The sequence below is a fragment of the Specibacter sp. NPDC057265 genome (assembly GCF_042668835.1).
Taxonomy (GTDB): Bacteria; Actinomycetota; Actinomycetes; order Actinomycetales; family Micrococcaceae; genus Specibacter.
Genome location: NZ_JBHUYE010000002.1, coordinates 72,084 through 94,102 on the forward strand (window position 1 = coordinate 72,084; position 22,019 = coordinate 94,102).

The window sequence follows — 22,019 nt, forward strand, 5'->3', positions numbered from 1 at the left end:
TTTTACCTCAGTCCGCTCTTTTGGCGGGTGGAGTCCTGCCCCAGCCAGCGCAGCGTGGCCCGCAGCACCGCGGGCACGTTGCCGCCTTCTTCCAGCTCGGGCTCGGTGGCCAAGGTGGCCTCAATGGCCTTGTTGGCATCCCTTTCATTCCAGCCCAGGCTGGTCATGGCTGCCACCACCTGGTCCTTCCACTCCATGGGGGCCGCGGCGGCGGGGGCGCCAGTCTGCGGCGCGGACAGCGGATGCAGCTTGCCCTTTAGTTCCAAGACGATGCGGCCGGCGACCTTGGGCCCCACGCCCGGGACCTTGGTGAAGGCCTTGCCGTCGCCGTTGGCCACCCCCGCGGCAATGCTTTCCGGTTCCAGCACCGACAAGATGGCCAGCGCCAGACGTGGTCCGATGCCGCTGACGGAGGTCAGGATGTCAAAAATTTCCCGCTCCCGCTCCTCGGCAAAACCGTAGAGCGTCATGGAATCCTCACGAACCACCATGGCCGTGACGAGGCTGGTTTCCTCCCCCAGGTGCAGCCGGCCCAGGGTCTTGGGGGTGGCAATGACCAGCATGCCCACCCCATTGACGTCAATGACGGCATGGGAGAGCGAAAGCGAGGCGACGGGGCCGCGGACAAAACTAATCATGCAAGTGCTCCTGTTGAGGTTCCGGACTCTGGGCCAGTCATTGCTGCTACCCAGTGTAGTCGAACATAGTTACGAGCCACTAGTTCCATTTGGCGTCCGGATTTTCCTTGTTCTTGCGGGTTTTGGACTTGGTCTCCGCATCCCGCCACAGCCGCTGGGCCGCTGTGGCGCCTGCCCCGTCAGGGGCAAAGGTGTTGCCGCTGCGCCAGGCGTGGGCAATGGCCAGGGCCAGCGCGTCGGCGGCGTCGGCCGGCCGGGGCGGCGCATCCAGGCCCAGGATCCGCACCACCATGGCCGTGACATTCTCCTTGCCGGCCCGGCCATTGCCCGTCACGGCAGCCTTCACCTCGGAGGGCGTGTGCAGGGCCACGGGAATCCCGCGCCGCGCAGCCGCCACCATGACCACCCCGGAAACCTGGGCCACACCCATGACGGTGCTGAGGTTGGTCTGGGCAAAAACACGCTCAAGGGCCAGCACATCGGGTTTAAAGGCATCCAGCCACTGGTCCACGGCGTCGGCAATGACCAGCAGCCGGGCGTCCAGACCGAGCTCGTGGGAGCTGCCCACCACGCCCACGCCCACCAGGGTGGCCGATCGGTTGGCGGCAACATCCACCACGCCCAGCCCGCAACGGGTCAGTCCGGGGTCGACTCCCAGAACACGCAGTTCCTAGTCCTCTTCAAGTGCCGCAAGAACCTCGGGGCTCATGTCGGCGTTGGAGTAGATGTTCTGGACGTCGTCGAGGTCCTCCAGCGCATCGTAAAGCTTCATGAACTTGCGGGCATTGTCCACATCCAGTTCAACCTGCATGGACGGAACAAAACCCGCCTCGTCGCTTTCGTACTCAATGCCGGCCTCGGCCAGCGCGGCGCGGACGGCGGGCAGGTCCTGGGGCTCGCAAATGACCTCAAAGTTCTCGCCGCTGCCCTTGACTTCCTCGGCGCCGGCGTCGAGGACGGCCATGAGCAGATCGTCTTCGCTGAGGCCGTTCCGGGGCAGGACCACAATTCCCTTGCGCGTGAACATGTAGGCCACCGAACCCGGATCCCCCATGTTGCCGCCATTGCGGCCCACGGCCAGGCGGACCTCGGACGCTGCACGGTTCTTGTTGTCGGTGAGGCACTCAATGAGGATTGCCGAACCCTGCGGACCGTAGCCTTCATACATGATGGTCTGGTAGTCCACGGCGTCGCCGAGCAGTCCCGCGCCGCGCTTGATGGCACGTTCAATATTGTCGGCGGGAACGGAGGTCTTCTTGGCCTTGCTCACAGCCAGTTCAAGGGCCGGGTTGCCCTGCAGGTCGGCGCCGCCGCCGCGGGCCGCTACTTCAATGGTTTTAATGAGCTTGGCGAAGGACTTGGCCCGGCGGCTGTCGAGAATAGCTTTTTTGTGCTTGGTGGTTGCCCATTTGGAGTGGCCTGACATGGTTACGCTTCTCCTTCAATCATGCGGATGAACAGCTCGTGGATGCGGCGCTCCCCCGTCACTTCCGGATGGAAGGAGGTGGCCAGCAAATGCCGCGAACGAACGGCAACGGCACGAACAACTGGTTCAATCCTAGCGTTTTGTCCGTTCTGCGGCAGGCTCACGGTGGCCAGGACCTGAACATCAGGTCCAACACGTTCCACCCAGGGCGCCCGAATGAACACTGCGTGCAGAGGTTTTTCCTGCCCGCCGGCGGGGGCGAGGCCGCGAAAATCAAGGGCCGTTTCAAAGGAGTCCACCTGGCGGCCAAAGGCGTTGCGGCGCACCGTGATGTCCAAACCCCCCAGGGTCTGCTGCGGCGTGCCGGCCAAATCCGTGGCCGGATCCACCAGCTCGGAGGCCAGCATGATCATTCCCGCGCAGCTGCCATAGACCGGCAGCCCGGCGGCAATGCGCTCCTGCAGCGGTTCCCGCAGGCCAAAGCTGCGGCTGAGTTTGTCCATGGTGGTGGATTCACCGCCGGGAATCACCAGACCATCAAGGTGCTCCAGTTCGCCGGGGCGGCGCACGGGCACGGCCCGGGCCCCGCTGGACTGCAGGGCACGAAGATGCTCCTGGACATCGCCCTGCAGGGCAAGCACCCCCACCAAGGGTCCGGAAGCACGGGAAGCGGAGGCATTAAAATTCACTTTCACATCATAGGTGGGCTGCATCTCACACCGTTAACTTCCGGCTCCCACCGGGCGGCGTGAATGGGGAAAGGCCCCTGAGCAAGTAGCATGGTCGGCAGGACTGACGTACTAAAGATGAGGTAAGCAAGTATGTGCGGAATCGCCGGATACTACGGTTACGGGGCTGACGAAGCCCTGTTGCAGCAGATGAATGCGTGCATAGAGCACCGCGGCCCGGATGGTTCGGGCATATACATGCAGGACGGTGTGGGACTGGCGCATCGCCGCCTGTCCATCATTGACGTTGCCCATGGCCAGGAGCCCATGTACAGCGCCGACGGCAAAATCGTCCTCATCTACAACGGCGAGGTCTACAACTACCTCGATCTGCGCGAAGAACTCATCTCCCTGGGCCGCACTTTCGCCACGGAATCCGACACCGAAGTGGTGCTGCAGTCCTACGAAGAGTGGGGCGACGCCGCTTTTGACAAGTTCAATGGCATGTTTGGCCTGGCCATCCATGACAGCGTCAACAACCGCCTGGTGCTGGCCCGTGACCACTTTGGCATCAAACCGCTGTACTACGCCACCGGCGGCACCGCCGCGGCACCCACCTTGCTGTTTGGCTCCGAAATCAAGCCGCTGCTGGCAGCGGACAAGTTTGAACGCCGCGTTGATGAGCGCATCCTGTACCGCTACCTGCAGTTCCGCATCCATGACGAGGAATCGGCCACCTTCTTCGCCGGGGTCCATAAGCTCATGCCCGGTGAGAAGCTCGTGGTGAACACCGTGGACACCGCCGCCGGTCCTGCCGGAACCGCCGTCATCAGCGCCTACACCCGCCTGAAGGAGGAACTGGCCGAGCTGGCAAGGGTAAAGACGCCTTATTCCAAGGCCGTCATTGAGGAGTACCGCCAGCGTTTCACCGAGGGCGTGCGCCTGCGCCTGCAGTCCGAAGTTCCCGTGGGAACCGCGCTCTCAGGCGGGCTGGATTCCTCGGCAGTGGTGGCCACCATCAACAAGCTGATGGCCGAAAAAGCGGCGGCGACCGATTCTTTGGGCGCCAAGCAGCAAACCTTCTCGGCAGTGTTCCCCAATTCGCTCAACGATGAGGAAAAGTACGCGGACGCCGTGCTGGCCCGCTGCGAGGGCAACGTCATCAGCCACAAGATCCGGCCGCAGGCCGCCGAGTTCGTGGCGGACCTGGAGGACTTTGTGCGCACCATGGAGGAGCCCATCATTTCCTCCGGACCGTACGCCCAGTACCAGGTGATGCGTGAAGCATCCAAGCACGTCACGGTGCTGCTGGACGGCCAGGGCGCCGATGAAATGATGGCCGGCTACATCCCCTATTACTTTGCCTACCTGCGCCAGCTGAAAAAGGACGGCCAGAAGGTAAAACTGGCCAAGGAGCTGGTTTCCAGCTCCGACATCCTCTTCCGTCTGGCCCGCTTCCGCATCCAGGGCGCGTTGACACTGAAAAAGGCCCCCGGCATCACGCCGTTGCTGAAAAAGGACTTCACGTCCGCGCACAAGTCGGAGAAATTCTCCAACATTGCCGACAACCTGAAGCTGCGCCTCATTGACGACCTGTTCCACAAGTCCCTGCCGGCCGTGCTGCGCTACGAGGACAAGAACACCATGCGCTTCTCCCTGGAAGGCCGCGTGCCGTTCTTGGACAAGGAGGTGGTGAAGTTCCTGTTCAGCCTTGATGACGAGTCCATCATCAAGGGCGGCTGGAACAAGCGCATCCTGCGCGACGCGACCCGCGAGCTGCTGCCGGAAATGATCAGCAACCGGCGCAACAAGATTGGCTTCACCACCCCGGAGGCGGAATGGTTTGGGCTGATGAAGGAAAAGATCTACGAGATCTTCCTCTCCTCCTCCTTTGGTGCCCGGCCCTACTGGGACCAGAATGCCGTGCTGTACGCCTTCGAGGAGTACCTGAGCGGCAAGAGCGCCGGCTCCACCATGGTGTTCTGGCGCTTGATCAACACCGAGCTGTGGCTGCGTGAATTCTTTGACGAGCCAGAGGTCAGGGCCGGCATCGAAGGCAAGAGCGACTACATCCCCAACGCCGGCAAGTCCCTGGCCATCACCGTTCCGGGCGGCGCCGGCACCTTCCTTCGCTACCCGCTGCGCACGGAGGTCTTTTACAAGGAAACCGATTTTGACCCCACGGTGATGAAGTACGTCAAGCGTTACTTTGACGGCCTGCCCGCCGCCGGCGGCGACCATGCCGAAGCCACAGCCAACACGCCCTGGTACTTGTTCGTCTCGGAGAAAATTGTGGCCATGACCCAGGGCCGCTCCATCCCGGTCTGGGACATCAAGGTCTCCGCCGCTGCCCGCATTTTCAGCAAGTTTGTCACCCGCAATCCCGGCGGCATTGGCCTGGCCAGCCCCTGGTCCATGCAGTTGGCCATTGACGAGGTGGGCCTGCCAAAGATCATGTACGCCTCCGCGCGCAGCGTCCTGGGCAAACTGCAGGGCAAGTCGGGCGTATTTTATGAGGTGGTGGGACACAACATCAACGCCATTGACGGCGCCGCGGGCTACCAGGTGGGCACCTCCACCCACTCGGTGAAGTACGCGCCCATTGATCCCGACGGTGTCGCTGCCCGCCTCAGCGCCCTGGTCAAGGCCACCGTGCCGGCCGAATACGCCGCCACCTTTGCCGGCACCGCCATCATGGACGCCAACGATCTGGGCGTGGTGGCCCTGGGCCATGACACGGCGTTGACCAAGACGGTGTTGGAGGACATTTTCCGCGACAACCCGCAGGGCCAGACCACCGAGACCACCCCGATGTCCGTGGTCTTCACACAAAAGTAGTTCCCCCAGCCAGAACGACGACGGGTGCGCGCGCCTCCGTCGTCGTTCTGGGTTAAGAAAACCGCGCCTTTTTCAAACGGAAGATACTTCATGGTCACCCTCGCCGATTGCCAACGCACACAACATGCTTGGTTCCGGGCACTGGCTGAGGCGACGGGCGGGCGCTCGTTTTCCACGCATCGCATGGACTGGGTGTGGCTGCCAGGCACCCGCCAGATGCTCTGCCTTTTCCCCACCGACATCACGGAGTCGGGGCTGGCCCCGGCGCTGGCAGAGGCGGAGCGCCGGGGCGCTGAAAGCGTGGGCGTGTGGATGAACGCCTCGGTGCGGGCGGGAATTTTGCCGCAGTGGCGTTTTGAACGCGGTTGGCAGCCGTGGTGGATGACCCGTGCGCTGGATGTGGAGACTGTGGCGGCGGCCAGCGAATCGGACGATGCCAGGATCAACGTCAGCCCGGCGGTGGAAAACCAGGTCTGGTTTGCTGCCGCGCACCACGGCCAGGAGGCGGTGGGCAGCGCCTACGCGTACTGCCCACCGGAACAAGGCAGCAAACATTTGGCCGGCATCTTTGACCTTTACGTCAATGCCGAGCACCGGCGCACCGGCATGGGCACCGCCATGGTGAACAAGCTTTCCGAAGCGGCCTTCAACGCAGGTGCCGAGCACCTGCTGCTGCACGCCACCCCGGATGGGCAGCGGCTGTTCCGCAACCTTGGCTTTGAGCTCATTGGCAAGGGCCAGACCTGGTGGTTCCACCTCCCGGCGCAAAACCTGGCGCAGTAAAACACCGGCGCCCTGAGGCACCGCCACGAGGCACCGTCACGCGTCAGCGCGGGCGGCCGGCCGCGGGCTGGCCAGGCCAGGCATCGAGTGCCTGCCGCAACCGGGCCACATCCCCAGCGCCTGCGGCACCAAAAGGTCCGCGGGGCATGGCCGTGGAAATGCCCAGCTCACGGGCCACGGCGTGCAGCGCACCAATTCCGTGGGGTGTCTGCGCCACTTCCCGGGCAAGCTGGAGCAGACGCTCCCGGCTCCCTTCCGGAGACGCGGCCGAATGCGCGGCCGCCCAGAGCCGCGCAAACTCATGGGGCAGCAGCGCCGCCAGCCCGCTGTGCCACGCGTCTACCTGCGGCAGAGCGCTGATCAGGTGCACATCCGAGCTCAGGCCCAGGGAGAAGTCTTCCCCCACGGCCTCGCGCAGCTGCGCCAGGCGCAGCGGAACATTGTCCCGGCGCATGGAATCCTTGACGGCGGCCACGCGGGTTTGCGCGGCCAAAAATGCCAGCGTCCCCGGGGTGACGTCGTAGTGGGTCTGCACGGGCTTGTTGTAAAAGCACAGCGGCAGTTCCGTGGCGTCGCTGAGGCGTTCAAACAGCTCCCTGACCTCCGCCTCGGTCAACGGCAGGTAGGAAAAAGGGGCCAGCACCAGGCCCGCCGCGCCCGCCGCTTCCGCCTGGCGGGCCAGTTCCAGCACCTCCCGCGTGCCCGCCGCCGAGACGGCCGCATACACCGGGGTGTGCCCCGCCGCCGTCACTGCCGCCGCCACCACCGCACCGCGTTCCTGGGCGCTGAACGTCACCCCGGCACCCGAGCTGGCCAAAACCGCCACCCCGGAGACAGCTGCCTCAACGCAGGAGCTGACCAGGCGGGCCAGGGAAGCCAGGTCCAGTTCACCCCCGTTGCTCAGGGGCGTAATGGGATAAGCCACAAGGCCGGTAAATGGGGGCATGGGGAGAAGTCCTTCTCGGTGCGGCGGCGGTGGGGAGGTCAGTTACCAGCCGCGTTCGGCCAGTCGGTGCGGTTCGGGAATGTCTGCGACATTGATGCCCACCATTGCCTCTCCCAAGCCGCGGGAGACTTCGGCAATGACCGCGGGATCGTCGTGGAAGGTGGTGGCCTTGACCACGGCGGCGGCGCGCTGGGCGGGGTTGCCGGATTTAAAGATGCCCGAACCCACAAAAACGCCGTCGGCACCCAACTGCATCATCATGGCGGCGTCGGCCGGGGTGGCAATGCCGCCGGCGGTGAACAACACCACGGGAAGCCTGCCCGCCTGCGCCACTTCCTTGACCAGCTCGTAGGGTGCGGCCAGTTCCTTGGCGGCCACATACAGCTCGTCGGCGGGAAGTGCCGCCAGCTGGGCAATCTGGGTGCGGATTTTGCGCATGTGGCCGGTGGCGTTGGAGACATCTCCGGTGCCGGCCTCGCCCTTGGAACGGATCATGGCGGCACCTTCGTTGATGCGGCGCAGGGCCTCCCCCAGGTTGGTGGCGCCGCAGACGAAGGGAACCTTGAAGTTCCACTTGTCAATGTGGTGCTCGTAGTCGGCCGGGGTCAGCACCTCCGACTCGTCTACATAGTCAACACCGAGGGATTCCAAAACCTGGGCTTCCACAAAGTGGCCAATGCGGGCCTTGGCCATCACGGGGATGGAGACGGCGGCAATGATGGCATCAATCATGTCCGGATCGCTGGCACGGGAAACGCCGCCCTGTGCGCGGATGTCGGCCGGGACCCTTTCCAGTGCCATGACGGCCACGGCGCCGGCGTCCTCGGCAATCCTGGCCTGCTCCACGTTGACCACGTCCATGATGACGCCGCCCTTGAGCATGTCAGCCATGCCGCGCTTGACCCTGCTGCTGCCGGTTACGGGTGTTACCTCAGATGTTGACACAAAAAACCCCTCTGCAAAGGAACAATGGAATACACCCGCCACTGTGTTTGCGCGGGGTATGGCGAGTCTATTCCGGGCCCTTCCAGGCAGATAAATGAGTGTTACTGCCCCATGTGCGCCACCGCGTCATGGGCCTGGCGGCGGACGGTGCCCACGCGTTGAAACACCGTGATGAGGCTGGCCAGGGCCAGCAGGACCAGCACCACCGCCAGCACCACCTCCGGCAGGCCGAGCCCCACCAGTCCGGTCGCCACCAGGACGACCACGAGCCGGTCGGAGCGTTCGGCAATGCCCACATTGGCAGTCATTCCCAGGCCCTCGGCACGGGCCTTGGCGTAGGAGACTATGGAGCCCAGAACCAGGCACAGCAGGGCCATGACGGCAATGAAGTGATTGTCTCCGCCGGTGTAAAACCACACCACAATGCCTGCGAAGACGGCGCCGTCGCCCACCCGGTCCAGGGTGGAGTCCAGGAACGCGCCCCAGTTGCCTTTGCGCCCGATCATCCGGGCCATGAGCCCGTCGATGATGTCGGAGAAGACAAAGACGGTGACAACCACCGTGCCCCAGAACAGCTCCCCCAGCGGATAGCCGATGAGGGCGCCGGCGGCCACGCCCAGCGTGCCGATGACAGTGACGGCGTCGGGGGAAACCTTCATCCTGACCAGCAGGGCGGCCACCGGGGTGAAGATGGCGGCAAACAGCGCCCGGGCATATTTGTTCAGCATGGGAAGCCTTCTTAGACGCTGTCCCATGCGGCAGAAACCTGCGCACGGACATCGTCGAGGGTTTGGGTGATGGCTTTGGTTCCGGCAATGATGGGCATGAAGTTCCCGTCCCCGCCCCAGCGCGGCACCACGTGCTGGTGCAGGTGGGCGGCAATGCCGGCGCCGCCGGTCATGCCCTGGTTCATGCCCAGGTTGAACCCGGACGGGTTGGCGACCTTCCGCAGCACCCGCATGGCCTGCTGCGACAGCTCGGCGAACTCGGCCGTTTCCGCCACCGTCAGATCGCTGTAGTCGGGCACGTGCCGGTAGGGGCACACCAGCAGGTGGCCGGGGTTGTACGGATAGAGGTTCAGCACCACAAACGCCAGTTTCCCGCGGAAAACAATCAGGGATTCGGCGTCGCTGCGGTCAGGTGCCGCACAAAACGGGCAGTTGTGGGTGCCTGTGACCTTCTCCTGGCCGCCCTTGACGTAGGCCATCCGGTGGGGCGTCCACAGCCGTTGGAAGGCGTCAGGAACTCCGGGGAGTTCAAAATCATCAACATCAACGGGCTGGGGCGCCCCACCGGATTCACTCATGCCGCGCGGTTCCTGACGGCTTCGACAATGCGGCGGACGGCTTCATCCACCGGCACTGCATTGTCCTGGCTGCCGTCCCGGAATCTAAAGGACACGGCGTTGGCTTCGGCGTCGTCCCCGCCGGCAATCAGCACGAACGGGACCTTGTCCTTGCTGGCGGTGCGGATCTTCTTCGGGAACCTGTCGCTGGACATGTCCACCTCCGCCCGGATGCCCTGCTCCTTGAGCTTGGCGACCACGTCGAACATGTAGTCGTTGAACGCCTCCGCCACGGGGATGGCCACCACCTGCACGGGTGAAAGCCAGGCCGGGAAGGCGCCTGCGTAGTGCTCGGTCAACACGCCCATGAAGCGTTCCACGGAACCAAACAGTGCCCTGTGGATCATGACCGGGCGCTGGCGGGTGCCGTCGGCGGCCTGGAATTCCAGCTCAAAACGCTCGGGCAGGTTGAAGTCCAGCTGAATGGTGGACATTTGCCAGGTGCGGCCCAGGGCATCCTTGGCCTGCACGGAGATCTTCGGACCGTAGAACGCGGCGCCGCCGGGATCGGCCACAAGTTCCAGGCCGGAGGCCGTGGCCACTTCTTCCAAGGTCCTGGTGGCTTCCTCCCAAATCTCGTCCGAGCCCACAAACTTTTCCGGATCCTTCGTGGAGAGCTCCAGGTAAAAGTCCTCCAGGCCGTAATCCTTGAGCAGGGACAGGACAAAGTTCAACGTCTCGGTGAGCTCATCCTTCATCTGCTCCTTGGTGCAGTAAATGTGCGCATCGTCCTGGGTCATGCCGCGCACGCGGGTCAGGCCGTGGACCACGCCCGACTTTTCGTAGCGGTAGACGGAACCGAATTCAAACAGGCGCAGCGGCAGTTCCCGGTAGGAGCGTCCGCGGGAGCGGAAGATCAAATTGTGCATGGGGCAGTTCATGGGCTTGAGGTAGTAGTCCTGCCCGGGCTTGCGCACCGTGCCGTCCCCGTTCAGCTCCGCATCAACGTGCATGGGCGGGAACATGCCGTCCTTGTACCAGTCAAGGTGCCCGGAAACCTCATACAAATTGGCCTTGGTGATGTGCGGGGTGTAGACGAACTCGTAACCGGCCTCGACGTGGCGCTTGCGGGAGTAGTCCTCCATCTCCTTGCGGATGATCCCGCCCTTGGGGTGGAACACCGGCAGGCCCGAGCCCAGCTCGTCGGGGAAGGAGAACAGGTCAAGTTCCACGCCCAGCTTGCGGTGGTCGCGGCGTTCGGCCTCGGCAATGCGCTCCTGGTAGGCCTTCAGGGCCTCCTTGGTGGGCCAGGCCGTGCCATAGATGCGCTGCAGCTGCTGGTTGTTTTGATTGCCCAACCAGTAGGCGGCGGAGGTGCGCGTCAAGGCGAAGGCGTTGGAGATCAGCTTGGTGTTCTGCAGGTGCGGGCCGCGGCACAGATCGCACCAGAGCTCTTCGCCGCTCTTGCGGTCAACGTTGGCGTAGATGGTGATTTCCCCGGCACCCACCTCCACGTTCACGCCCTCGGCGGCGGTGGCGGCGTCGTCGTTCTTCTTGCCCAGGAGCTCCAGCTTGTAGGGCTCCTGGGCCATGGCGGCGCGGGCCTCATCTTCGGAGACCACGCGGCGGACGAACTTTTGGTTTTGGTTGACGATCTTGAGCATCATCTTCTCAAGCGTCTTCAGATCCTCGGGGGTGAAGGGCTCGGCAACGTCAAAGTCAAAGTAGAAGCCGTCGGTGATGTAGGGGCCAATGCCCAGCTTAGCGTCGGGGCGCAGCGCCTGCACGGCCTGGGCCATGACGTGGGCGGTGGAGTGGCGCAGCACATTGAGGCCGTCCGGGGAATCAATGGTGACGGCTTCCACGGATTCACCGCCGCTCAGTTCAGCCGAGAGGTCCTTCAGGGCACCCTCCACACGCATCAGCGCAACCTCGCGGCGTTCAAAGAACAGTTCCGCGCCGGTGGTGCCGGTGGCCACCTCAGCCGCAACGCCGTCGACCTTGATGGTGATAAGTGAATCCACTGGCACGTTTAACTCCTAGGTATTGATCTGTCCGGCCCCATGTTTAAGCAACATACGGGGGTTGCTGTGGGCCTCCTTGATGGTATCGGTTTGCGCGGGCCCCAACCAACCCGGTTCCGGGGTCCGCGGCAGGGGCAGTCCGGCGGTGTCCTGCAGGTCCCACGCCTCCAGGGCCTGCACCGTCATGCCGCGCGGACCGGTCCGGCGGGTCAGCCCCCTGATCAAGAGCATCCGGGTGCCAAAAAGCAGCGGCCCGGATTTTTCCTGCGCCTGGGTAAAGAAGGTGGCATCCACGCAGCCGGTGCCGTCATCGACGCTGATGAACACCACCCGCTTTCCGCTGCGCATGGGCGGGGTCTGCGTGGCCACCCGCACCCCCGCCACCAGCACTTCGGTGTTGTTGCGCAGGCCCAGCAGCTCACTGGCCCGGCGCACGCCCAGGCTGTTCAGCAGCGGAACGTAACTGTCCATCAGGTGGGCGCTGACATCCATGGACAGCAGGTCCAGCTCGGTGCCCAGGGTCTGCGCCAGATCATCCTCCGGGTGGGTGGCTGCGAGCGCACCGAGTTCCAGATCCTCCATGGGCAGGGCCAGCTGCCCGGCGATGGGTTCACTGCGCCGCCCCTGTTTGGCCACGGGCAGGCTGTTGACATGGGCCACCAGGTCGGCGCGGTTGGCGGTGTTCCCCGTAAGGTTTTGGGCATTGCGGTGCAGTGAGTCCAAGGCGCCGAGCTGTGCGAGCCGTTTGAGGGTGGGCCGGCTGAGCCTGGCACGGTCCCGCACATCGGCCAGGGAGGCATAGGGCTGTCCGGCCAGGATGCGTTTGAGCTCGGTTTTGGACAGTCCATAGACTCCGGCCAGGCTCAGCCGGACCCCGGTGGCGCCGGTGGGTGTGCGTTCGGCGAGGTATTGGCCGCTGCTGGCGTTGATGTCCAGGGGCAGGATGGGGATGCCCATGCGCCGCGCCTCGGCAACGAGCAGCCGGCGCGGGTACATGCCGGGATCGTGTTCCCACAATCCGGCCATGAACTCGGCCGGATGATGGGCCTTAAGCCATGCGGACTGATAGGTGGGCACGGCAAAGGCGGCGCCGTGGGCCTTGCAGAAACCAAAGCTGCCGAACGCTGCCAGGGTTTCCCAGACCGTGTCAATCACGGCCGCACTGTAGTTCCTGGCGGCGGCGTGGTCCCTGAAGTAGGCCTCCACTGCGCCCTGCCCGGTGGGATGGCCCAGCCGGCGGCGGAACTCATCGGCCTTGGACAGGCTGCAGCCGGTCATGGTGCTGAAGGTGTGCAGCACTTGTTCGTGGAACACCGTCACCCCGTGTGTTTGGGCCAATACCGGGATCAGATCCGGGTGGGCGTAGTGCGGCTTGGCGAAACCGGCGCGGCTTTCCAGGTAGGGCTTGACCATGTTGGACTGCATGGGTCCGGGCCTGAACAGGGAAATGTCAATGACCAGATCGCTGAACCTTTCCGGGGCCATTTTTCCCACGAGTTCCCGCTGTCCCGGGGATTCAATTTGAAAACATCCCAGTGTGTGGGTGCTGCGGATCAGTTCAAAGGTGGGTTCGTCATCCAGCGGGATGGCGTCCAGGTCAATGGCGCCGTTGTCCGCGATGAAGGGCGCGTCCCGGGGGTGCCCGCCCCGGGCTGCCACCTCCGCCTTGGTGGGGCTGAGCCGGATGACCTCGCGCACGGCATGGGCCATGGCGCTTTGCATGCGCACCCCGAGCACATCGAGTTTAAGCATCCCCATGGCGTCCATGTCGTGCTTGTCGAACTGGCTCATGGGCAGGCCCAGTCCGCTGGGCTGCACGGGGGTGCGCGCCAACAAGGTGGAATCCCCCAGGATCACCCCGCAGGGGTGCATGGAGATGTGCCGCGGGAGCCTGTCCAGGCGTTCGGTGAGATCCACCAGCAAATCCAGCTGGCCGCCCCTGCGCCCGGCCCGCCCGTCTCCGGCGTCGCCGCTGAACCCGGCCCCGGCGTCGCCGGTGTCCCCGCTGAACCCGTCCCCAACATCACCGCGGGAACTGCGCACCTGGGCGGCAAAGTCGCGCAGTTCAGGCTTTTCCGCCAACGCCTCCCGGAAGGACCCGGCCGAGAACCGCCACAGCTGCTTGGCGATCCTGTCGATTTCCTCCGGCTCCATGCCCAGGGCCAGACCGGCGTCGCGCACGGCACCGCGGGCACGGTAACTGTTTTGCATGCTCATGAGCGTCACCCGCTGGGGCCCGAACCTGTCAAAGATGCGCCTGTACACGTTGTGGCGTTCGGCACTTTCAACATCCACGTCAATGTCGGGCAGCGTGGATCTGTCCAGGGACAAAAAGCGCTCAAAGAGCAGTTCGTTGGCCACCGGGTCCACGGCGCTGATGCCCAGGAGGTAATTGACCAACGACGACGCCCCGGAACCCCTCGCCGCGCGGCGCACGCCCATGCCCTTGATCATGTCCGAGACCTCGGCCACCGTCAGAAAGTAGGAGTCAAACCCCAGGCTGCCAATGGTGGCAAGTTCGGTGTCCAAGCGGTGGCGCACCCGCCCCCGTTCGTTCCCTGACAGGTGGCCAAAACGCTGGCTGAACCCCGATTCGGTGCGTTGGCGCAGTTCCCTGCCGGGGGGCTGCGTCAATCCCAGGACATCCAGCTCGGGCGTGCGGGGTGTGCCCCAGCCCAGGTCAGCGGCAGGGTCCAGGCGGCATTTGTCGGCAACCGCGGCGGTGTTGGCCCACAGCTGGCCCAATTCAGCTGCGCCATATCCGCCCTGGCGCACAATTTCCTGCGCCACCAGCTCCATGCGGGCGGCGCCCTTGAGCCATGCCTGCGCCGTGGGCTGCATCTCGTGGAGCTGTTTCAACGGGGCAATGTTGCGGGCGGCATCCAAAACGTCGGCGGTGGCCGCGTCCTCCTCGTGGGCATAGCGCACGGCGTTGCTCAGCACCGCCGGGACATTGAACTCCTGCGCCAATTTCAGCATGCGCACCGCGTGGGCTGTGCTGAGGGGATCGCCCGGGGCGCTGAGGTGGCTGACCAGCTCCACCACCAGGGATCCCGGGGGCATGATGCGCCGCCAGGCAATGAAGCGGGTCCGCGGCACCAGGTACCGGCGGCCACCCAACTCCCGCGCCACCGGGGAAAAGGGCCCCAGCAGCACCGTCAGGGCGTTGCTCCCCGTCCCGGGATCAACCACGGCGGCGGCCAGTTCCTCCAGCGTCACCCCCACCTGGGTGCGGGTGTGGGCCAGGGACACCAGCCGGCACAGAGCCGCGTAACCCGCCGCCGGGGCTGGAAAACCGCTCCCGTGGGCCAGGACCACCACCCGGCCGCTGGCAACCAGGCCCTGGGGGCCTTCCTCCACAATGGCAACATTGACACCCACAATCGGATCAATGCCCGCCTCCATGCAGGCTTTGACGTGTTTAACCATCCCGTACAGGCCGTCCCTGTCCGCAATGGCGAGCGCATCCCCGTCCACCGCCGCGGCCTGGGCCAGTTCCGCAGGCCACGACACGCCGTAGTGGGCGCTGTACGCCGAAGAACTATGCAAATGGACAAACTTAGGCACTGTCTTGATCCTTATAGACATCATCGACGGCGTCATGGATCTTGATCACGCGCCACTGGTTGCTGGGGCGCTGCTGCACCACATCCAGGGTCAGCCCGGGCGGCGCCCCCTGGCTGCCGCGTGCAGGGGGCCCCTCCGGGGTGATCTGCAGCCGCCATATCCGGATGTCCACCTTGCCGATGCCTTCCCCCGGAGGCATGCGCACTTCCCGCTCCCACCAGGGTTGGCGTTCATACCAGCACAGCGGATCCGGGGCCACAGTCCACCACTGTCCACGCCACAGCAGCTGTTGCGGAGTTCCCACCGGGGAACACTGCACCGTGACGCCTTCCGTGAACATTCCCATGGGTGCCACCTTCCTCGCCGCGGTCCGGAAGGAGGAACCATGATGCACGTTCCGATCCAAACGGTTGTATTAGTACATATATTCTAATGGGATTAAGTGTACGCTCAACCTCACGCGGAAAGAACCGCGCCCGGGAAAATGGGCCGTGGAAACGTTACAAGTTTCGTACAAAGCTGCAGCTAAATGGCTGCGCCCTGCCTTGGGGGATAGCATGGCCTAAAGGTCATCCGCCCAGCGGCGCTGCCTGAAAAACTTCGAACTTTAAGGAGCGTTCCATGACTGACATGGTCACCCTCATCGCCAAAACCTCCCCTCTGGAACGGGACCTGAAGATCGCCTACCGCAATGTTCAGGATTCCGATGTGGCACGTCTGGGCGAACTGTATTTCACCGCCTACGACGCCGGCGTTGCCGGTGACACCTTGGAAGCGGCCATGGCTGACATGCAGGACTCCCTGGCGGGCAAATATGGTCCATTCATGCCCGAGGCGTCCCATGTGGCCCTGGATGAGGCGGGCAACATTGTGGCCGCGGCGCTCGTGGTGGAACATGCGGCGGGGGCCGACACTCCAAAAGGTCCCTTCATTTTTGAACTGGTCACCGACCGGGGGCACCGCAGAAAGGGCATCGCCGAGGACTTGGTGCTGGCCACCTTGGATTCCTTATTCAATGAAGGCAGGGAGATGCTGGCGCTGCGGGTCAAGGAGACCAACTCAGCAGCCCTGGCCTTGTACCTGTCCCTGGACTTCCGCCGCTGGTCCCCGGAGGAACTGGACGACTAAACACCTGGTTTTCAGGGCGCCACGGCCGCAATCAATTCGGGGCCGTTGTTGCGGACATTTCCCACCGCTGCAGCCACCGGATCCAAAACCCACGCTGCGGCCAGTTCCCATGCCTGGTCCAACGCCGCATCAAGCAGCGGCCCCGGGGTTTTGTTTTCCGGGTCCAGCCATTGCCCAAGCCCCTCGCCGCTAAGGGGCACGGGCAGCCGGTCGTGCAGGCTGGCCAGCTCCCCCGAGGGGGGTGAGGCCATGGTGAGAATGGAGCAGGAGAGCAGCCACTGGTCGTCGGCGCCGTCGTCCTTGCCCGGATCCTTCCACCACTCATACAGGCCGGCAAAGGTGATCAGTTCCCCTCCGGGGGTGTGCACAAAGTACGGCTGCTTGCTTTTGCCGTCAGGAAGTTTCTTCCATTCGTAATAACCCTCCACAGGCACCGCGCAGCGCCGGGATTTGATGGCGGCCCTGAAAGTGGGCTTTTCCAGCACCGTCTCGCTGCGGGCATTGAAGGCGCGCACGCCCACCGCGGGGTCCTTGGCCCAGCCAGGCACCAGCCCCCACTTGGCCACGTGGATCTGACGGTGCACGGCGCCGTCAATGATCCGCTCCAGGACAATGGGCACATCGGTGGTGGGCGCCACATTCCACGAGGCCCGCAGTTCCAGGGAGGCGTCGGCCTCCGCTTCAAGTTCAGCCACCAGGTCGCCGGCGGCCCGGGCCATGACATAACGTCCGCACATGCAATCCATGGTTGCACATGTACGGGAATATGCACCCCTGCCGTGGACGTTATCCACCATTAAAGGCACGGCAGGCAATGCCGCCTGGGTTTTTTAAGACAGTTCAGCCAAGCACAAGGAGCATTTACCGTGGATTTCACCCCCGACGCCGGCACCATCACCATGTTTTCCACCACCTGGTGCGGCTACTGCAAGCGCCTGAAGAAGCAGCTTGACGCCGCCGGCATTGGCTATGCGGAAATCAACATTGAAGAGGTTGCCGGCACGGCCGAACTGGTGGAAAGCCTGAACAACGGCAACCAAACAGTCCCCACCGTGCTGTTCCCCGACGGAACCGCGGCCACCAACCCGTCCTTGAACGATGTCAAGGAACGCCTGGCCGTCTAACTTCCCAGCAGCCGTGTACCCTGTCAGGAACCCCATGTGTCCGACGGGGACACGGCCATTTTTTTACAAGGAGCTTGTTCATGGTTCACAAAGTCGTTGGTGCAGTGGTTCTGAGCAAGAACGCACCGGTCACCCTCGAAACCATTTTGGTGCCCAATCCCGGCCCCGGCGAGGTGCTGGTGGACATCCTCACCAGCGGCGTCTGCCACACCGATCTGCACTACAAGCAGGGCGGCATCAGTGATGATTTCCCCTTCCTGCTGGGCCATGAGGCCACGGGCGTGGTCCACACCGTTGGTGAAGGCGTCAGCAATGTGGCTCCCGGCGATCGCGTCATCCTGAACTGGCGCGCGGTCTGCGGCATCTGCCGCGCCTGCGCCAAGGGCCAGCCCCAGTATTGTTTTGACACCGCCAACGCCACCCAAAAAATGACCCTCGAAGACGGCACGGAACTCTCCCCCGCCCTGGGCATTGGCGCGTTCATTGAAAAGACCCTCGTCGCCGCCGGCCAGTGCACCAAGGTCGACGCCGATGCCGACCCCGCCGCCGTCGGCCTGCTGGGCTGTGGGGTCATGGCCGGCATTGGTGCCGCCATCAACACCGGCGGCGTCAAGCGCGGCGATTCCGTGGCGGTCATTGGCTGCGGCGGGGTGGGCGCTGCAGCCATTGCCGGCGCCGTCCTGGCCGGGGCCACCACTGTCATTGCCGTGGACCGCGATCCGCAGAAGCTGGTGGCCGCCAAGGCGTTGGGCGCCACCCACACGGTGGACTCTTCCCAGGCGGACGCCGTGGAAGCCATCCAAAACCTCACTGGCGGCTTCGGTGCCGATGTGGTCATTGACGCCGTGGGGCGTCCCGAGACGTACAAGCAGGCCTTCTACGCCCGCGACCTGGCCGGCACGGTGGTTCTGGTGGGGGTGCCCACCCCGGAGATGACCCTGGAACTGCCGTTGCTGGACGTCTTTGGCCGCGGCGGCTCCCTGAAGTCCTCCTGGTATGGAGACTGCCTGCCGTCCCGGGACTTCCCCATGCTGGTGGAACTGTACAGGCAGGGCAAGCTGGACCTGGACGCCTTTGTCAGCGAACGCATCACCATCAATGACATTGAGGCCGCGTTCACGAAGATGGGCCAAGGATCGGTGCTGCGTTCGGTGGTGGAATTCGCATGAGCGCGCGCATTGAACGCCTCATCACTTCCGGCACCTTCTCCCTGGACGGGGGCACCTGGGAGGTGGAGAACAATGTGTGGCTTGTGGGCAATGACGAAGAGTGCCTGATCATTGACGCCCCGCATGATGCCGGGGCCATCATTGCCGCGGTCAAGGGGCGCAAGGTGCTGGCCCTGCTGCTCACGCACGCCCATGACGACCACATCAAGGCCGCCCGCCAAGTGGCTGCCGCCACCGGCGCGCCCATCCACCTGCACCCTGCGGACACCATGTTGTGGGAGGCCGTGTACCAGGACTCGGCGCCGGATCATGAAGTGCACGACGGGGACATCTTCAGTGTTGCCGGCACGCAATTGACAGCGCTGCACACCCCGGGCCACTCCCCCGGCTCCACCTGCTATTACGCGCCGGATCTGGCCACTGTCTTTACCGGGGACACCTTGTTCAACGGGGGTCCGGGAGCCACGGGGCGCTCCTACAGCGACCACCCCACCATTGTGCGCTCCATTGCGGAGAAGCTCATGACGCTGCCCGGCGACACCGTGGTCAACACCGGCCACGGCGATTCCACGACCGTGGCCGCCGAGGCCCCGGGAATTGCCGCTGCCCAGCAGTAAGGCCCCACGGCCCCGTAGCCAAAGAGCAGCTGATGCAAGGATCCTTGCCGCAGCTGCTCTTTGGCTGGGCCGGGTGGCCGGCTAGGGATCGATCAGCTCCGTGTGCTGTGCATAGGCTGCCAGGACCGCCGCTTCCACGGCGTCAACTGTGATGCCCGGAAGCAGGTCCTCGGCTGCGCCGGCCGTGGCTGGATCCCACGCCAGGCCAAGGGCTGCATAGCTGTCGGTGAGGACCTTGCGGATCGGCGCGGACCCTTCCACAACAATGACCGAGCTGAACAGCCAGGCTCCCGCCACCACGCGCTGGGCAGTGCCAATGAGCTTGATGCGGGCCTCCTGGGGCGCACCGGAGCCCGTGGGGCCGCGGCCGTAAACACTGAATTCGCCCGGACAGTACTCCCCGGGGATCTCCCCCACACCGGCATCCACGCCCAACGAGCCCAGGGCGCCGGCAAACAGCCCGCCAAAGAAGCCAAAGCGCTCCTTGGCCCCTGCGATGGCGTCCTCGGCAGGCTGGATGTGGTCAACCACCAGGGTGCCCCGATGATAGGCCGCGGCCCTGCCACCGGCACGCCGCACGGCCGGCACATAGCCGTTGTCCCGTGAGGCTTGTTCGGCGGCAGCGAAGCCGGCCAGGCGGGTGTCACGTTGACCAAAGGCCACTGTGGGTTCGGGACGGTAAAGGCGCAACATGGCGTTCCGCTGTCCCGTTTTGACCTGGTTCAACAATTCCAGCGCAAAGTTAAGGTCAGCTTCGGCGCCTTGATTGACCCATTGCCTGTGGACTTCCAGCGGGCTCGCCAGCACCACGCTCACGGGGCGGCCGTGAGGGGTTGAGCCGTGGGGATCTGTGCCAGGGGTCCAACGGATCCCTGGGCACGTGCGGGCGGCGGGGGGATCAACCCCGGCAGACGCACGGCGGCGGACGCTGCCCGCGCGTCCAGTGTGCGGCCACGGTGGCGACGGGACGCTTTGGCGGCGGCGGTGGTGCTTGTGGTGGTCTCCGGCATGGCTAAGACTCTACCGGCTGCAGCGGCCGGCGCCCCACCATCCCGTCAGGCTCCGGGCACCACGGGATGGACGGTTTCCTGCCCCATGACGGGGCAGTCCGCCAAGGCGCTCCGGTCAAGCCTGCGGCTGCGGGAGACGCGGAACAGGTGCAGGGCCAAAGCTGCGGCCGCTGCCAGCAAAAGCAGTGCCAGCAGGGCCAGCGGCGAGCCGGCGGCGGCTGAAAGTGCGGCGTCAAAGGCGGCCAGTCCAATGGTGGCGTAAATGCCGGCCCAGGCCAAGGAGCCAACAACAGTGGCGGGAATGTAGCGGCGCAGGGGCATCCGGCCCAGCCCGGCTGACATGTTCACAGCTGTCTGAACGCCAATGGTCAAAAAGCTCACACTCACGGCGGGCGCGCCCCAGCGGGCAATGATTTTCTCCGCACGCAGCATTGCCGGGGAATCGAGGTGTTTTTGCAATGTGGTTTTGCGTCCACCGGCGGCCAAACCGCGGCCGGCCCAGTACGTGGCATTGGCACGCATCATGACAATGCAAAACAAGGCCAGAAAGGCCCAGATGAAGGGAAGGGAGGTGATGCTTTCCATAATGTGCGCCGCCCCTGGGTAGAAAAATAATATAGCAACAAAACACTGCGCTATTAGCCTTCCATCATCCTATCGAAAGCGGCCGCACCAGCCCTAATTTGGCCACGCCGATCCGGGTCCGGATCGACGTGACAATTCTCTTATCCAGGCCGTGGGCACGGCACCGCCCCAGCGGCTGCCCCCGGGGAATAATGAAGTCTTGGCCCAAGCCCTCAATGTGGAGTGAAAAAAATGACAGCCGAGGAATCAAATCCCGCCACTGAAGCAGCAGCGGAAGGCGGCCGGACCAACCGGCGCAGGGACGTGCTCCTCTTCTGGACAGTACGCTGCGTATCCGCCCTCGGGGTTGCCCTCACCCTCTGGGCGGCCATCTCCACCGGTGACATGCTGGTCCATGGCCACCTGGCGTATGCAGTTTTGTTGGGGCTTGCGTTCCTGGCCTGCCTGGTTGCCGCCGTGCGTTCCTGGCGAAGGCCGGCTCCCACGCGAGGTGGATTTGTGTTCCTGAGAGGAATGGCTGTGCTGGCGTCGTGCGCGGTGTTGGCCTTGATTTGGTGGCTGGTTCCCTACAGCGCAACAACCGCGGCTTTGGTGGCCATGACATCCGATGACAAAGTCACGGTCACGGAGACCCCCACGCGGATCGTGATGACCGCTGCGGGCACTCCCAGCACGGTGGGGGTGTTCTTCCAGCCCGGAGCCCTCGTTGACGCCCGGGCCTACGCCGCGATCCTGCGGCCGTTGGCTGAAAACGGCCACACGGTCGTGATTCCCAAGCAGCCCTTGGGCATCGCCTTTCTGTCCACCGGCAGTTTTACGGCAGCGCAAAACCAGTACCCGCCGGTACAGCGCTGGGTGCTGGGCGGGCATTCACTCGGGGGCGTGGTGGCCGCCCTTGATGCGCAGTCCTTTGCCGAGGAAAAGGACGACGCCGTGGCCGGTGTCTTGTTCTTTGCGTCCTACCCGGCCGCTGACATGAGCACTGTGCCGCTGCCCGTGCTTTCCGTCTCCTCCGCCAACGACCAATTGGCCACAGCCGAAAAACTTGAAGCTGCAAGGGCCACGCTGCCAGGGCACGCCGTCTTCACAACCATTGAAGGTGGCGTGCACGCGGACTTTGGTGACTACGGGCCACAGCGGGGCGACGGCGAACCCACAATTTCCCATGACGATGCCCGAGCCCAAATTTCCCAGGCCAGCCTGGCTTTTGTTGCCTCGCTGGGCCAATGACACCTCCGTCAAGGACGCTGCGCCCGCAGCTCCGGG

At 64.3% G+C, this 22,019-nt stretch carries 22 protein-coding genes; 7 read left to right on the forward strand and 15 right to left on the reverse strand.

Going from position 1 to position 22,019, the window contains the following annotated elements:
* Positions 1–2: 2 nt before the first annotated feature.
* From ruvA to pdxT, 4 genes are all read right to left on the reverse strand, one after another.
* Complete coding sequence (gene ruvA / locus ACFUCV_RS02265; protein ID WP_380811600.1) at positions 3–638, reverse strand: Holliday junction branch migration protein RuvA; 636 nt, start codon at positions 636–638, stop codon at positions 3–5.
* A 79-nt stretch (positions 639–717) separates the two neighbouring features.
* A complete protein-coding gene (ruvC, locus tag ACFUCV_RS02270; protein WP_380811901.1) occupies positions 718–1,305 on the reverse strand; it encodes a crossover junction endodeoxyribonuclease RuvC in 588 nt (195 codons plus the stop codon).
* A 3-nt stretch (positions 1,306–1,308) separates the two neighbouring features.
* On the reverse strand, positions 1,309–2,064 hold the full coding sequence (locus ACFUCV_RS02275; protein ID WP_380811602.1) for a YebC/PmpR family DNA-binding transcriptional regulator: 756 nt from the start codon (positions 2,062–2,064) through the stop codon (positions 1,309–1,311).
* 2 nt (positions 2,065–2,066) lie between these two features.
* Positions 2,067–2,753, reverse strand: a complete 687-nt coding sequence (pdxT, locus tag ACFUCV_RS02280; protein WP_380811604.1) for a pyridoxal 5'-phosphate synthase glutaminase subunit PdxT — start codon at positions 2,751–2,753, stop codon at positions 2,067–2,069.
* Positions 2,754–2,885: 132 nt separating this feature from the next.
* On the opposite strand from pdxT, the gene asnB reads away from it, so the two are divergent.
* Positions 2,886–5,570 carry an asparagine synthase (glutamine-hydrolyzing) gene (gene asnB, locus ACFUCV_RS02285; RefSeq protein ID WP_380811606.1) on the forward strand — a complete coding sequence of 895 codons (2,685 nt, stop codon included), beginning with the start codon at positions 2,886–2,888 and terminating at the stop codon, positions 5,568–5,570.
* A 90-nt stretch (positions 5,571–5,660) separates the two neighbouring features.
* Positions 5,661–6,353: a GNAT family N-acetyltransferase gene (locus tag ACFUCV_RS02290; protein WP_380811608.1), complete on the forward strand. Its 693-nt coding sequence runs from the start codon at positions 5,661–5,663 to the stop codon at positions 6,351–6,353.
* Positions 6,354–6,396: 43 nt separating this feature from the next.
* On the opposite strand, the gene ACFUCV_RS02295 is transcribed toward ACFUCV_RS02290, so the two are convergent.
* The 7 genes from ACFUCV_RS02295 to ACFUCV_RS02325 form a co-directional block, all read right to left on the reverse strand.
* Positions 6,397–7,299 (reverse strand): dihydrodipicolinate synthase family protein, encoded by a 903-nt coding sequence (locus tag ACFUCV_RS02295; protein WP_380811610.1) that lies wholly within the window; start codon positions 7,297–7,299, stop codon positions 6,397–6,399.
* 42 nt (positions 7,300–7,341) lie between these two features.
* Complete coding sequence (gene pdxS, locus ACFUCV_RS02300) at positions 7,342–8,244, reverse strand: pyridoxal 5'-phosphate synthase lyase subunit PdxS (RefSeq protein WP_380811612.1); 903 nt, start codon at positions 8,242–8,244, stop codon at positions 7,342–7,344.
* 101 nt (positions 8,245–8,345) lie between these two features.
* The gene (gene pgsA, locus ACFUCV_RS02305; RefSeq protein ID WP_380811614.1) at positions 8,346–8,972 is read right to left on the reverse strand and encodes a phosphatidylinositol phosphate synthase; all 627 of its coding nucleotides are present in this window, start codon (positions 8,970–8,972) and stop codon (positions 8,346–8,348) included.
* Between the two features lie 11 nt (positions 8,973–8,983).
* Entirely contained in the window at positions 8,984–9,550 is a 567-nt protein-coding gene (locus ACFUCV_RS02310) for an HIT family protein (RefSeq protein ID WP_380811616.1), read from the reverse strand.
* Positions 9,547–11,559: a threonine--tRNA ligase gene (gene thrS, locus ACFUCV_RS02315; RefSeq protein WP_380811618.1), complete on the reverse strand. Its 2,013-nt coding sequence runs from the start codon at positions 11,557–11,559 to the stop codon at positions 9,547–9,549. Before thrS ends, ACFUCV_RS02310 begins: the two co-directional genes overlap by 4 nt.
* A 9-nt stretch (positions 11,560–11,568) precedes the next feature.
* On the reverse strand, positions 11,569–15,120 hold the full coding sequence (locus ACFUCV_RS02320) for a DNA polymerase III subunit alpha (RefSeq protein ID WP_380811620.1): 3,552 nt from the start codon (positions 15,118–15,120) through the stop codon (positions 11,569–11,571).
* Positions 15,113–15,466: a hypothetical protein gene (locus ACFUCV_RS02325; protein ID WP_380811622.1), complete on the reverse strand. Its 354-nt coding sequence runs from the start codon at positions 15,464–15,466 to the stop codon at positions 15,113–15,115. Before ACFUCV_RS02325 ends, ACFUCV_RS02320 begins: the two co-directional genes overlap by 8 nt.
* 275 nt (positions 15,467–15,741) lie before the next feature.
* Here ACFUCV_RS02325 and ACFUCV_RS02330 point away from each other — a divergent pair, with 275 nt between their 5' ends.
* Positions 15,742–16,248: a GNAT family N-acetyltransferase gene (locus ACFUCV_RS02330; RefSeq protein ID WP_380811624.1), complete on the forward strand. Its 507-nt coding sequence runs from the start codon at positions 15,742–15,744 to the stop codon at positions 16,246–16,248.
* A gap of 11 nt (positions 16,249–16,259) precedes the next feature.
* Here ACFUCV_RS02330 and ACFUCV_RS02335 read toward each other — a convergent pair whose 3' ends face one another.
* The gene (locus ACFUCV_RS02335) at positions 16,260–16,985 is read right to left on the reverse strand and encodes an SOS response-associated peptidase (RefSeq protein WP_380811626.1); all 726 of its coding nucleotides are present in this window, start codon (positions 16,983–16,985) and stop codon (positions 16,260–16,262) included.
* A gap of 129 nt (positions 16,986–17,114) precedes the next feature.
* On the opposite strand from ACFUCV_RS02335, the gene ACFUCV_RS02340 reads away from it, so the two are divergent.
* The 3 genes from ACFUCV_RS02340 (at position 17,115) to ACFUCV_RS02350 (ending at position 19,158) form a co-directional block, all read left to right on the forward strand.
* Positions 17,115–17,372, forward strand: a complete 258-nt coding sequence (locus ACFUCV_RS02340; protein WP_380811628.1) for a mycoredoxin — start codon at positions 17,115–17,117, stop codon at positions 17,370–17,372.
* An 80-nt stretch (positions 17,373–17,452) separates the two neighbouring features.
* Positions 17,453–18,541: an S-(hydroxymethyl)mycothiol dehydrogenase gene (locus ACFUCV_RS02345; RefSeq protein ID WP_380811630.1), complete on the forward strand. Its 1,089-nt coding sequence runs from the start codon at positions 17,453–17,455 to the stop codon at positions 18,539–18,541.
* Positions 18,538–19,158: an MBL fold metallo-hydrolase gene (locus ACFUCV_RS02350; protein ID WP_380811632.1), complete on the forward strand. Its 621-nt coding sequence runs from the start codon at positions 18,538–18,540 to the stop codon at positions 19,156–19,158. Before ACFUCV_RS02345 ends, ACFUCV_RS02350 begins: the two co-directional genes overlap by 4 nt.
* An 81-nt stretch (positions 19,159–19,239) precedes the next feature.
* On the opposite strand, the gene ACFUCV_RS02355 is transcribed toward ACFUCV_RS02350, so the two are convergent.
* From ACFUCV_RS02355 to ACFUCV_RS02365, 3 genes are read right to left on the reverse strand one after another with little or no spacing between them, the layout of a single operon-like run.
* Positions 19,240–19,974 carry a biotin/lipoate A/B protein ligase family protein gene (locus tag ACFUCV_RS02355; protein ID WP_380811634.1) on the reverse strand — a complete coding sequence of 245 codons (735 nt, stop codon included), beginning with the start codon at positions 19,972–19,974 and terminating at the stop codon, positions 19,240–19,242.
* Positions 19,971–20,168: a hypothetical protein gene (locus tag ACFUCV_RS02360; RefSeq protein ID WP_380811636.1), complete on the reverse strand. Its 198-nt coding sequence runs from the start codon at positions 20,166–20,168 to the stop codon at positions 19,971–19,973. Before ACFUCV_RS02360 ends, ACFUCV_RS02355 begins: the two co-directional genes overlap by 4 nt.
* Positions 20,169–20,213: 45 nt before the next feature.
* Positions 20,214–20,753, reverse strand: a complete 540-nt coding sequence (locus ACFUCV_RS02365; protein ID WP_380811638.1) for a DedA family protein — start codon at positions 20,751–20,753, stop codon at positions 20,214–20,216.
* A 231-nt stretch (positions 20,754–20,984) separates the two neighbouring features.
* Here ACFUCV_RS02365 and ACFUCV_RS02370 point away from each other — a divergent pair, with 231 nt between their 5' ends.
* A complete protein-coding gene (locus ACFUCV_RS02370; RefSeq protein ID WP_380811640.1) occupies positions 20,985–21,983 on the forward strand; it encodes an alpha/beta hydrolase in 999 nt (332 codons plus the stop codon).
* Positions 21,984–22,019 lie beyond the last annotated feature (36 nt).

Coding starts and splice junctions, on each gene's coding strand:
- ruvA (WP_380811600.1), bottom strand. CDS start 638: ATGATTAGTTTTGTCCGCGGCCCCGTCGCCTCGCTTTCGCTCTCCCAT.
- ACFUCV_RS02275 (WP_380811602.1), bottom strand. CDS start 2,064: ATGTCAGGCCACTCCAAATGGGCAACCACCAAGCACAAAAAAGCTATT.
- asnB (WP_380811606.1), top strand. CDS start 2,886: ATGTGCGGAATCGCCGGATACTACGGTTACGGGGCTGACGAAGCCCTG.
- ACFUCV_RS02290 (WP_380811608.1), top strand. CDS start 5,661: ATGGTCACCCTCGCCGATTGCCAACGCACACAACATGCTTGGTTCCGG.
- ACFUCV_RS02295 (WP_380811610.1), bottom strand. CDS start 7,299: ATGCCCCCATTTACCGGCCTTGTGGCTTATCCCATTACGCCCCTGAGC.
- pgsA (WP_380811614.1), bottom strand. CDS start 8,972: ATGCTGAACAAATATGCCCGGGCGCTGTTTGCCGCCATCTTCACCCCG.
- ACFUCV_RS02310 (WP_380811616.1), bottom strand. CDS start 9,550: ATGAGTGAATCCGGTGGGGCGCCCCAGCCCGTTGATGTTGATGATTTT.
- ACFUCV_RS02325 (WP_380811622.1), bottom strand. CDS start 15,466: ATGGGAATGTTCACGGAAGGCGTCACGGTGCAGTGTTCCCCGGTGGGA.
- ACFUCV_RS02330 (WP_380811624.1), top strand. CDS start 15,742: ATGACTGACATGGTCACCCTCATCGCCAAAACCTCCCCTCTGGAACGG.
- ACFUCV_RS02335 (WP_380811626.1), bottom strand. CDS start 16,985: ATGTGCGGACGTTATGTCATGGCCCGGGCCGCCGGCGACCTGGTGGCT.
- ACFUCV_RS02345 (WP_380811630.1), top strand. CDS start 17,453: ATGGTTCACAAAGTCGTTGGTGCAGTGGTTCTGAGCAAGAACGCACCG.
- ACFUCV_RS02350 (WP_380811632.1), top strand. CDS start 18,538: ATGAGCGCGCGCATTGAACGCCTCATCACTTCCGGCACCTTCTCCCTG.
- ACFUCV_RS02360 (WP_380811636.1), bottom strand. CDS start 20,168: ATGCCGGAGACCACCACAAGCACCACCGCCGCCGCCAAAGCGTCCCGT.
- ACFUCV_RS02365 (WP_380811638.1), bottom strand. CDS start 20,753: ATGGAAAGCATCACCTCCCTTCCCTTCATCTGGGCCTTTCTGGCCTTG.
- ACFUCV_RS02370 (WP_380811640.1), top strand. CDS start 20,985: ATGACAGCCGAGGAATCAAATCCCGCCACTGAAGCAGCAGCGGAAGGC.